Origin of the sequence: Methyloceanibacter sp., from assembly GCF_050728395.1 — a bacterium.
GTDB lineage: Bacteria > Pseudomonadota > Alphaproteobacteria > Rhizobiales > Methyloligellaceae > Methyloceanibacter.
Map to the genome: position 1 here is coordinate 1 of NZ_JBOHJB010000086.1, position 10,824 is coordinate 10,824.

General features: G+C 63.3%; 8 protein-coding genes and 1 tRNA gene. 8 read left to right on the forward strand and 1 reads right to left on the reverse strand.

Going from position 1 to position 10,824, the window contains the following annotated elements; translation table 11 throughout:
• The 5 genes from ACREC7_RS13315 to ACREC7_RS13335 all read left to right on the forward strand — a co-directional run.
• Nucleotides 1-939: efflux RND transporter periplasmic adaptor subunit (locus ACREC7_RS13315; RefSeq protein WP_431556176.1), on the forward strand; the 939-nt coding region annotated here is incomplete at its 5' end.
• Nucleotides 940-943: 4 nt separating this feature from the next.
• Nucleotides 944-4,249 carry an efflux RND transporter permease subunit gene (locus ACREC7_RS13320; protein WP_431556177.1) on the forward strand — a complete coding sequence of 1,102 codons (3,306 nt, stop codon included), beginning with the start codon at nucleotides 944-946 and terminating at the stop codon, nucleotides 4,247-4,249.
• 66 nt (nucleotides 4,250-4,315) lie between these two features.
• The gene (locus ACREC7_RS13325; protein WP_431556178.1) at nucleotides 4,316-6,325 is read left to right on the forward strand and encodes an acetyl-CoA carboxylase biotin carboxylase subunit; all 2,010 of its coding nucleotides are present in this window, start codon (nucleotides 4,316-4,318) and stop codon (nucleotides 6,323-6,325) included.
• 16 nt (nucleotides 6,326-6,341) lie between these two features.
• Entirely contained in the window at nucleotides 6,342-7,586 is a 1,245-nt protein-coding gene (locus tag ACREC7_RS13330) for a hypothetical protein (protein ID WP_431556179.1), read from the forward strand.
• A 16-nt stretch (nucleotides 7,587-7,602) separates the two neighbouring features.
• Complete coding sequence (locus tag ACREC7_RS13335) at nucleotides 7,603-7,875, forward strand: acylphosphatase (RefSeq protein ID WP_431556180.1); 273 nt, start codon at nucleotides 7,603-7,605, stop codon at nucleotides 7,873-7,875.
• Here ACREC7_RS13335 and lipB read toward each other — a convergent pair.
• The gene (gene lipB, locus ACREC7_RS13340) at nucleotides 7,847-8,533 is read right to left on the reverse strand and encodes a lipoyl(octanoyl) transferase LipB (RefSeq protein WP_431556181.1); all 687 of its coding nucleotides are present in this window, start codon (nucleotides 8,531-8,533) and stop codon (nucleotides 7,847-7,849) included. The two genes, ACREC7_RS13335 and lipB, sit on opposite strands and share 29 nt — an antisense overlap.
• Before the next feature lie 157 nt (nucleotides 8,534-8,690).
• On the opposite strand from lipB, the gene ACREC7_RS13345 reads away from it, so the two are divergent.
• From ACREC7_RS13345 to mgtE, 3 genes are all read left to right on the forward strand, one after another.
• Nucleotides 8,691-8,776 (forward strand) — tRNA-Leu (locus tag ACREC7_RS13345).
• Between the two features lie 49 nt (nucleotides 8,777-8,825).
• Nucleotides 8,826-9,338, forward strand: a complete 513-nt coding sequence (locus ACREC7_RS13350) for a DUF1697 domain-containing protein (protein ID WP_431556182.1) — start codon at nucleotides 8,826-8,828, stop codon at nucleotides 9,336-9,338.
• 214 nt (nucleotides 9,339-9,552) lie between these two features.
• A partial coding sequence (mgtE, locus tag ACREC7_RS13355; RefSeq protein WP_431556183.1) for a magnesium transporter occupies nucleotides 9,553-10,824 on the forward strand: 1,272 nt, incomplete at its 3' end.

The following is a 10,824-nucleotide window of genomic DNA, read 5'->3' on the forward strand; positions in this document are numbered from 1 at the left end:
TCTCCGGAGGTCGCCGGCATCGTCAAGAACTACTCTTTCGAGAGCGGCAACGATGTCGAGAAGGGGACCAGGCTCGTCGAGCTCGACACGTCGGTGGAAGAGGCCGACCTCCTCAAGAACCGCGCCGTTCTGCTCGAGGCGAATGCCGATCTCAAGCGGCAAGCAAGTCTCGTCAAAAAGGAATTCGTATCCCAGGCCGTCGTCGATACGACCACCTCGAAGCGTGACACCGCGGCTGCGGCTGTGCAGCGCATGGAAGCCGTGATCGCGCAGAAGAACATCACCGCGCCTTTCGCCGGCAGGCTGGGGCTTCGCCGGGTGGAGAAGGGTCAATATGTGAAGGCTGGCGACCCGCTCGTCTGGCTGCAAGCGCTCGACCCGATCTGGATCGACTTTCCGGTCCCTGAAGGCGATCTCGGCAAGCTCAAGATCGGCGCTCCGATCGAGCTCGGCGTCAATGCCTATCCTGGCCAGGTGTTCAAAGGGGCGATTGAGGCCTTCGATGCCCGCGTGGCGCAAGACACGCGCACGCTGATGGTGCGGGGGCGTCTGCCGAATGCCGACCACCGGCTGCTGCCCGGCATGTTCTCTAATGTGGCCGTGCTCGAAGGCAAGCCCAAGGAGCTCGTGACGGTGCCGCGCACCGCGGTGACCTACGGGCTTTATGGCGACAGCGTGTGGGTGGTGAAGGTGGGTCCGCCGGCCCCGGAGAAGACCGCCAGCGTCGGCGAGGTGGAGGTGCCGGCGCCGCAGCTCACCGTCGAGCGGCGCTTCGTTCGCGTCGGCCCGAGCCAAGGTGATGAAGTGGCGATTTTGGAAGGCGTGAAGGCCGGCGAGCAGGTGGTCACCAGCGGCCAGCTCAAGCTCCACCCCGACGCCGCCATCAAGATCGACAATTCACGGCCTCTGACACCCGCCGCGGAGCGGCCGAAGCAGTAGCCATATGTCCTTCACCGACATCTTCATCAAGCGGCCGGTGCTTGCCAGTGTGGTGAGTCTGTTGATCCTGCTCATCGGCGCGCAGGCCGGATTCAAGCTGCCGATCCGGCAGTATCCGGAGCTGTCGAACACCACCATCACCGTGACCACGGTCTATCCGGGCGCCAATGCCGATCTCATCCAGGGCTTCATCACCGTGCCCATCCAACAGGCGGTGGCGAGCACGGAGGGCATCGACACGCTGGTGGCGACCTCCACGCAGAATGTCAGCACCGTCACCCTCAATCTGAAACTCGACGCCGATCCCGACCGGGCGATGACCGACGTGCTCTCCAAGGTCGCGCAGGTGAAAGGCATTCTGCCGCGCGAGGCCGACGATTCGATCGTCACCAAGAAGACGGGCGAGGGCTATGCCCTGATGTACCTGTCGTTCAACTCGAAGGTGATGAACTCATCGCAGATCAGCGACTACCTCAACCGCGTGGTGCAGCCGAAGTTGCAGACCATCGACGGCGTGGCCAATGCCGAGATCCTTGGCGGCCAGATCTTCGCCATGCGCATCTGGCTCGACCCCGATCGCATGGCGGCCCTCGGCGTCACCCCGCTCGATGTACGCGCGGCGTTGGCCAACAACAACTTCACCTCGGCGCCAGGCCAGGTGAAGGGCGATTTCGTGCAGACCAATATCGACGCCAAGACCTCGCTCGACAATCCGGCGGCCTTCGGCCGGCTTGTGGTGCTAAACCGCGGCGATGCGTTGATCCGCTTGAGCGATGTGGCCGAAATCGAACTTGGGCCGCAAAGCGCTGATTCCTCTTCGGTGTTCGACGGCCTGAAAGCCGTGTTCATCGGCGTCTATGCCACGCCGACAGCGAACCCGCTCACCGTCATCACCAATGTGCGCAAGGCGTTCCCCGAGGTTCAGCGCGAGCTTCCCGTAGGGCTCGAGGCAACCATCGCCTACGACGCCACCAATTTCATCCGTGCCTCGCTGTGGGAGGTGGTGAAGACCTTGAGCGAGGCTGCGATCATCGTCGTGGTGGTGATCTTCCTGTTTCTCGGCAATCTCAGGTCGACCATCATCCCGATCGTGACCATTCCGCTGTCGCTCATCGGCGTGCTCGGGCTCCTGCTCGCGCTCGGCTATTCCATCAATCTGATGACGCTGCTCGCGCTCGTGCTCGCCATCGGCCTCGTGGTGGACGATGCCATCGTGGTGGTGGAGAACATCTACCGCCATATCGAGGAGGGGCATCGACCGATGCAAGCCGCGCTGATGGGCGCTCGCGAGATCGTTTATCCGATCATCGCCATGACCATCACGCTCGCAGCGGTGTTCGCGCCGATCGGCTTCGTGTCGGGCCTGACCGGCGCTCTGTTCAAGGAATTCGCCTTTACCCTTGCCGGCGCAGTGCTCGTCTCCGGCGTGATCGCGCTCACGCTCTCGCCGATGATGTGCTCGCGGCTGCTGAAGGCCCATAACGGCGGGGGAGGAGGCCGCTTCACCGCCTTCCTCGACCGCATGTTCGAGCGTCTCAAGCAGCGCTATCAGCGCAAGCTGCACGGCACGCTCAACTATCGCCCGGTGACCTTGCTCGTGCTCGCCGGCGTGATCGCCGCGACCGGGCTCCTCTACATGACGACGCAGAAGGAGCTCGCGCCCGAGGAGGACCAGGGCATTCTCTTCACCCTGGTCAAGACGCCGCAATACGCCAATCTCGATTATCTCGAGGATGCGACCCAGCAGCTCTACAAGGTCTACTCGACGGTTCCCGAGAAGGAGCACGTGTTCACCATCAACGGCTTGGGCGACGTGCACCAAGGCTTTGCCGGCATCCTGCTCAAGCCTTGGGGCGAGCGGACGCGAAGTCAAAAAGAGGTGCTGAAGGAGCTCGAGCCGCGCATCTCGAGCATCGCCACGGCACAGGCGATCGCCTTCTCGCCGCCGGCGCTGCCGGGTTCGGTCGGCGGACCGCCGGTGCAGTTCGTCATCACCACCACGCGCGACGCGCGAGAGCTTGCCGACGTTCTTGCCGATGTCGAGAAGTCGGCGCGCGAAAGCGGGCTGTTCATCTTCTCCGACTCCGATCTCCGCTTCGAGACGCCGCAGATCGAGTTTCACATCGACCACGACAAGGCGAACCGGCTCGGCATCTCCATGGCCGACATTGGCGGCTCGCTGGCGACGCTGCTCGGCGGCAACTACGTGAATTTGTTCGATCTTTACGGGCGCAGCTACCGCGTGATCCCGCAGGTGCCGCGCGACTATCGGCTGAACGAAAGCTGGCTCACGCGCTATCAGATCCGCACGGCGTCAGGCACGCTCGTGCCGTTGTCGAACGTCGCCTCGATCACCAGGACGGTGCAACCGAACGCGCTCACCAATTTCCAGCAGCTCAATTCGGCGACGCTGTCGGCGGTGCCCTTCCCGGGCCGCACCGTGGGCGAGGCGATCGAATTCCTCAAGGACAAGGCGAAGGGCTTCCCAGAGGGATTCTTCTACGACTTCCAGGGAGAGAGCCGGCAGTTCGTGCAGGAAGGCGGCACGCTCGTCTACACCTTCATCTTCGCCCTGGTGGTGATCTTCCTAGTGCTCGCCGCGCAATATGAGAGCTTCCGCGACCCGTTCATTATCCTGGTGGCGCTGCCGACCTCGATCTTCGGGGCGCTCATTCCGCTCAATGCGGGGCTCGCCACCATCAACATCTATACCCAGATCGGGCTGGTCACCCTGATCGGCCTCATCTCCAAGCACGGCATCCTGATGGTGGACTTCGCCAACAAGCTACAGGCGGACAAGGGGTTCAGCCGCCGGCAAGCCATCGAAGAGGCGGCCGCCATCAGGCTCAGGCCGATCCTGATGACCACGGCGGCCATGGTGATGGCCATGGTGCCGCTGCTGATCGCCAAGGGCGCCGGCGCCGCGAGCCGCTTCGATATCGGCGTGGTGATCGCCGCCGGCATGACCATCGGCACGATCTTCACCCTGTTCGTCACGCCAGCGGTCTACACCTTCCTCGCCAAGGACTATCAAAAGGCAAGGGCGCGCGCGGCCGAACACGCCCCCCCGCCGTCCGATGCTGCTCCGGTCGCGGCCGAGGCCGACATGCCTGCGAAAGCGGCAGGCCAAGCCGCGGCTGACGCCGACCTCGCCACGCTCGTTAGCGAGGGCCAGAGGGAAGAAGGACATTCGGCAGAGGTCCTCGCCTTCAGTTCGGCGGCGGCAGCGGCCTCGACCGGACAGGACAAGAGCCGCAAGGGCAGCCGCAGACCTCCGAAGCGAAAGCGGCTCAACCCGGCGGCAGAATAGTCGCCGGTTTACTCTCCCCCCACGAGCCTCTAGAAGAGCCGGGCTAGAGCTGGGGATCCCTCCGCCATGTTCGCCAAGCTGCTCGTCGCCAATCGGGGTGAAATCGCCTGCCGCATCATGAAGACGGCGCGGCGGCTTGGCATCCCTACGGTCGCTGTCTATTCCGACGCCGACCGCGACGCTCTCCACGTGGATATGGCGGACGAGGCGGTGCGCATCGGCCCTGCCGCCGCGAGCCAATCCTATCTCGACATCGACAAGATCCTCGCCGCCGCCAAGGAGACCGGCGCCGACGCCATCCATCCGGGTTACGGCTTTCTGTCGGAGAACGCCGCCTTCGCCCGGGCGCTTGCCAAGGCCGGCATGATTTTTGTCGGCCCGAACGTCAAGGCGATCGAGGCCATGGGCGACAAGATCGAGTCGAAGAAGCTTGCGGCCAAGGCCAAGGTCTCGACCGTGCCCGGCCATCTTGGCGTGATCAAGGATGCCAAGGAGGCGGTCAAGATTGCCGACGAGATCGGCTATCCGGTGATGATCAAGGCGTCGGCCGGCGGCGGCGGCAAGGGCATGCGCATTGCCTATGCCCGCAAAGAGGTGGAGGAGGGCTTCAACTCGTCGAAGTCTGAAGCCAAGTCGAGCTTCGGCGACGACCGCGTGTTCATCGAGAAATATATCGAGGAGCCGCGCCATATCGAGATACAGGTGCTTGGCGACAAGCACGGCAACATCATCCATCTCGGCGAGCGCGAATGCTCGATCCAGCGCCGCAATCAGAAGGTGGTGGAAGAGGCGCCGAGCCCGTTCATCGACGACAAGACCCGCGCCGCCATGGGCGCCGAAGCGGTATCGCTGGCCAAGGCCGTCGGCTACGACACGGCGGGTACCGTCGAGTTCATCGTCGACAAGAACCGCAACTTCTATTTCCTGGAGATGAATACGCGGCTTCAGGTCGAGCATCCCGTGACCGAGCTCGTCACCGGGCTAGATCTCGTCGAGGCCATGCTCAGGGTCGCCGCCGGCGAGAAGCTCAAGCTCAAGCAGAAGGACGTGAAGCTCGAAGGTTCTGCCGTCGAGGTGCGTATCTATGCCGAGGATCCGGTGCGGAACTTCATGCCGTCGACCGGGCGGCTGATCCGCTACCGGCCGCCGCGCGAGGGCACCACGGTCGAAGGTATCACCACGCGGCTCGACTCGGGCGTGGGCGAGGGCGGCGAGATCCCGGTCTATTACGACCCGATGATCGCCAAGCTGATCACGCACGCGCCGACGAGGCTAGAGGCCATCGAGCATATGGGCGAGGCGCTCGATGCCTTCGCCATCGACGGATTCCGCCACAACATCCCGTTCCTCGCCGTGGTCATGCGCAACAAGCGCTGGAGGGAGGGGCGGCTCTCCACCAAGTTCATCGCCGAGGAATTCCCCGGAGGCTTCAAGCCGCCATTGCCGACCGGCGAGGAGCGGGACGCGATCGTCGCTATCGCCGCCACCATCGACCATATGAGCAATCAGCGCCGCCGCGCCATCACCCAGCAGATGCACGGCGAGCCGGTGCAGTTCGCCGAGGTGCGCATCATCGAAATCGCCGGTGCCGCCGAGCGGGTCACCGTTGTGGGCGGCGTCGAGGGACCGTTCACCGTGATCTTCGAGGGCGGGGGGAAGACGATCAATCTCGCGTCGAACTGGTGGTTCGGCGACCCCGTTTGGAAGGGCACCATCGACGGTAAGCCTGCCTTCGTGCAAATCCGACCGATCCTCAACGGCTATGACATCACCTATGAGGGCGTCGAGGTCTCGGTGCGTGTGCTGACCGAGCGCGAGGCCGAGCTCGCGGCGCTGATGCCGGTCAAGGAGAAGGCCGACACCTCGAAATTCCTGCTCTGCCCGATGCCTGGCATGGTGGTGTCGTTGGCAGTTGACGTCGGGCAGGAGGTGCGGGCCGGCGATGCGCTCTGCATCGTCGAGGCGATGAAGATGGAGAACGTGCTGAAAGCCGAGCGCGACGGCAAGGTGTCGAAGGTGCTGGCCAAGCCCGGCGACAGCCTCAATGTCGACGCCGTGATCCTCGAATTTGCCTGAGGCGGTGGAGACGCAGATGGGACGCCGCGATGGGAATCCGATTTGGTTGAGTGCAGGCGAGAGTAGGGGTGAGAAGCTCAATCGCCTTGATCTTAGGAGTGGATTGCCGGGGACGTACGATGAAGCGTGGTTACAGGCGCTCCTGGATACGCATCCAGAAGTTTTGCCAATTGAGCAGATTGAACCTGGGTTCGGGACACCCATCTCGCTGTGTCGCGAATTGCCGCTTGATTTTGGAGGGGGAAGTTCAGGCGCGCTCGACAATCTGTTCGCGACTCAAGCTGGTGGTTTGGTACTAGTCGAAACCAAGCTATGGAGAAATCCGGAAGCCCGGCGGACGGTAGTGGCGCAAGCAATGGAATATGCCGCTGCTGTTTTCCGCCTCTCCTACGAAGAACTGGAAACGGCGGTAAAAAGCGCTCGCAAAGCCGCTGGCGAGTCGGAACAGAGTGTGGCCGCCTTGGTAGCTGCCAACGCAAATGCAGATTTCGATGAAGTCACGTTTATCGACGCCGTTTCCCGTAACCTTTGGCGCGGTCGAGCAATTGTTGCGGTCGTGGGTGATGGAATTCGCGAAGACATTACACTGTTGGCAGAGCTGTTGCAGTCGCACGCCGGTCACCGGTTTGTATTTTCCCTGATCGAACTCGGGGTTTATGAAACCCCCGTATCTGGCGCGCGATTGATCTATCCAAGCGTTCTCGGGCAGACAACTTTGATCGAACGGGGTGTCGTCCAGATTGATGATGGAGGGATGAATGGCGGTCCGCGAATTGTCGTAGTGCCGCCTGTCGCGACTTCCGTGTCGACCGGACGAGCCCGCAGAATAACCTTAGGTGAGGACGAGTTCTACGAGCTCCTTGATGAACGCGAACCCGGAATGGCTGCGCATCTGAAGGAGTTCTTGGCACGGGCGGCCCCACATGGGATCAATCCGGAAATGAAGGGCGGAATGAATCTCAAGCATGCGTCGCCAAATGGTCAATCGCTGCTTAACCTGGGAGCAATTGACAGATGGGGTCTCGTCGATACGGGTCCGGCAACATGGTGGGATCGATCTGAGCCCGGTAAGGCATACAATGAGGCGCTCGCTAAACTTATCGGTGGGATTGTAAAGGAACTCGGCGGCGGGAATTCGGCAGTCCGCACCGCTTTCGGCAAGATGCCTCGACTCTCGGATTTTCTTCCTCGACATGGTGACGCGTGGCTTGACGCAATTGACGAGTACACGGCGACTATCGCCAGCGATGACCAAGGCTGAGCGGACGAGGCGAACCGTGAGTGTGAAGATCGAGGGGCGGGTGCAGGGCGTCTATTACCGCGCCTGGACGGACCAGATGGCGCGCGAGCTTGGCCTCAACGGGACGGTGCGCAACGCCAATGACGGCAGCGTCGAGGCGGTGTTCTCCGGTCCCGCCGACAAGGTCGACGAGATGCTGCGGCGTTGCGCCGATGGACCGCCTGATGCGCAGGTTTCCAAGGTGACGGTGATGAAAGAGGGCGGGTTGGTCAGCCCCGGATTCAGGGTGCTCGGGACCAATTGGCGCTGAGCGGCCCAAGCGCATCCTCGAAGGCGGCTCGAAGCGCCGCATCCACGTGCTGCATATTGGTGCTCACCCCGAGCGCGGCGAGGCTGGTCACCGGCGCATTCAGGCCGCAAGGCACGATGCCGGCGAAATGCTCCAAGTCCGGATCGGCATTGAGACTTACGCCGTGAAAGCTCACCCAGTGGCGGATGCGGATGCCGATGCTGGCGATCTTGGCCTCACCGGCAAACACGCCGATCTGTCCCTCGCGCCGCACGCCCTCAACACCGAGCTTGGCGAGCGTCGCGATAAGCCAGCTCTCAAGCGCATGCACGAAAGCGCGCACGTCGCGGCCGCGTCGGGAAAGGTCGATCATCACGTAGGCCACGCGCTGGCCAGGCCCATGATAGGTGAAGCGGCCGCCGCGGCCGGCTCTGAACACCGGGAATCGCGAAGGCTCGATCAGCTCTTCCGGCGCGGCGCTGGTCCCGGCGGTGTAGAGGGGAGGGTGCTCGAGCAGCCACACGGATTCCGGCGCGCGGCCGTCGAGGATCGCAGCCACGCGTGCGTCCATGGCCTCGACCGCCGCCTCGTAAGGCACCGGCTCGCGGCTCGTGAGCCATTCGACGTCCGCCGCGGCGGCTGCTCGCGGCTCAAGCAAAAGGACGGCAGGATTGGCCAATGGCAGCCTCAATATGCACTCGCGGCCCAAACCTAGCCCTTTCAGCCTCGCCTTGCACGCGTCAGCCAGGTTTGCTAATGCAGCCCGGCCCCCAATGCGGTCTTGCCGCGGGGCACGCTTAGAGCCATATCCGGGGTGAACCCTCGGAACATCCCATGCGGTCGTGGCGGAATAGGTAGACGCGCAGCGTTGAGGGCGCTGTGGGCATAGCCCGTGGAGGTTCGATTCCTCTCGACCGCACCACTCCCCCTCAAATGGCAGATCGCCGGGGGAGCTTCCGGGACCCTTCTAAATGACCACCTTCGTTGCTCTCTTGCGCGCGGTGAATGTCGGGGGCACGGGGAAATTGCCCATGAAAGATTTGCGGGCGCTGTGCGCGGCGGCTGGCTTCGCCAAGGTGCGAACCTTTATCGCCAGCGGCAACGTCATCTTCAGCTGCCGAAAGTCCGAAGTGCAAGTCAAGGTGGTCCTGGAGGCTCGTCTCGAGGACTACGCCGGCAAGAAAGTTGGCGTCTTCGTGCGGACCGCGGCGGAGATGGTGGCGGTAGCGGCCAACAACCCATTTGCCGAGGCGCCGGCCAACCGGACCATGGCCTTCTTTCTCGACGCACCGCCGCCTTGCGATGCGATCGATCATGTGGTCGGCCGAATGGACGAGCGGATCGCACTCGGAACCCGCGAGATCTACGTTCACTACGGAGAGGGGATGGGCAAGTCCAAGCTCAAGATTCCTGCCGCCAAGTCTGGAACGGCGCGGAACATGCACACCGTCGCCAAGCTCGCCGAATTGGCGGCCCAACTCTAAGCCGCGCGTGGCCGATTCGCCGACGGCTGCGGCCATTTTTGGCTGGAGATTCGCCCCTAACAAGGCTTAAGTGGCGCGATCCGCCGCGCCTGTCATTGCAGGCCGGAAGCGGCAATCTCGCAAAGCGTCACCCCTCGCGTCGATTGTCGCTTTCAGGGCCGGCGGCCTTGCTCCAGCTTGAAGCCCTTTAGGACATTGCGATCGGAAGCGCGGGATGCAGGAGGCGGCAGACGAGATCACATTGCGCGACGACGAGGGGACGCTCCGCCCAGAGTTTCTGCACGCCGTGGTGGCCGCGCTCGAGGCCGGCGACGCCAAGACGGTGCGCGAGCTTGCGCTGCCGCTGCACGAGGCCGACCTCGCCGATCTCATCCAGCTTCTCCGTCCGGAGCAGCGCGAACCCCTCATCGCCACGCTTGGCAGCGACTTCAACGCCGCGGCGCTCTCCGAGCTCGATGAGGGTGTGCGCGACCAGGTGCTCGAGGAGATGCCGAACGAGGCGGTCGCCGAGGCGCTGCAGCAGCTCGACTCGGACGAGGCGGTCTACGTCATCGAGGATCTCGACAAGCAAGACCAGGCCGACATCCTCGCCAAGCTTCCGTCCTTCGAGCGGGCGGCCATCGAGCGGAGCCTCGAATATCCCGAGGACTCCGCCGGCCGCATCATGCAGACCGATTTCATCGCCGTGCCGCCGTTCTGGTCGGTGGGGCAGACCATCGACTACATGCGCGAGGCGGAGGATTTGCCGGACCGCTTCTATGAGGTCTTCGTCGTCGATCCCTCTTTCCACCTGATGGGCTCGGTGGCGCTCGATCGCCTGCTGCGCTCCAAGCGGCCGGTCAACATCGAAGAGATCACCGATCGCGACATTCATCCGATCGACGTGTCGTCGGATCAGGAGGAGGTGGCGCGCACTTTCGAGCGCTACAATCTCACCTCGGCGCCGGTGGTCGATCCCGATCGGCGGCTGGTTGGCATGATCACCGCCGACGACGTGGTCGAGGTCATCCAGGAGGAAGCCTCTGAGGATATCCTGCGGCTCGGCGGTGTGGCCGGCGAATCGGTGTCCGATCCGGTCTGGCAGACCACCAAGCACCGCTTCATCTGGCTGTTCGTCAATCTCGGCACGGCGATCCTTGCCTCCTTCGTGATCAGCCTGTTCGATGCCACCATCGAGCAGATGGTGGCGCTTGCCGTGCTCATGCCCATCGTGGCTTCAATGGGCGGCAACGCCGGGACCCAAACGATGACCGTGGCGGTGCGCGCGCTCGCCACGCAGGATCTCGGCGCGGTCAATGCCGCCCGCGTCATCGGCCGCGAGACCATTGTCGGCCTGCTCAACGGGCTCGTGTTCGCCCTGATCATGGGCGCAATCGCGTTTTACTGGTTCGGCAGTGGACAGCTGGGGGTAGTGATTGGCGCCGCCATGATCATCAACCTCCTGGTCGCGGCCCTGTCGGGCATCCTCATCCCGCTCGGGTTGCAC

What these genes read in the sequence shown, in the direction of transcription:
- ACREC7_RS13350 (WP_431556182.1), top strand. Translation starts at nt 8,826, where the DNA reads ATGACCACCTTCGTTGCTCTCTTGCGCGCGGTGAATGTCGGGGGCACG.
- ACREC7_RS13320 (WP_431556177.1), top strand. Translation starts at nt 944, where the DNA reads ATGTCCTTCACCGACATCTTCATCAAGCGGCCGGTGCTTGCCAGTGTG.
- ACREC7_RS13325 (WP_431556178.1), top strand. Translation starts at nt 4,316, where the DNA reads ATGTTCGCCAAGCTGCTCGTCGCCAATCGGGGTGAAATCGCCTGCCGC.
- ACREC7_RS13330 (WP_431556179.1), top strand. Translation starts at nt 6,342, where the DNA reads ATGGGACGCCGCGATGGGAATCCGATTTGGTTGAGTGCAGGCGAGAGT.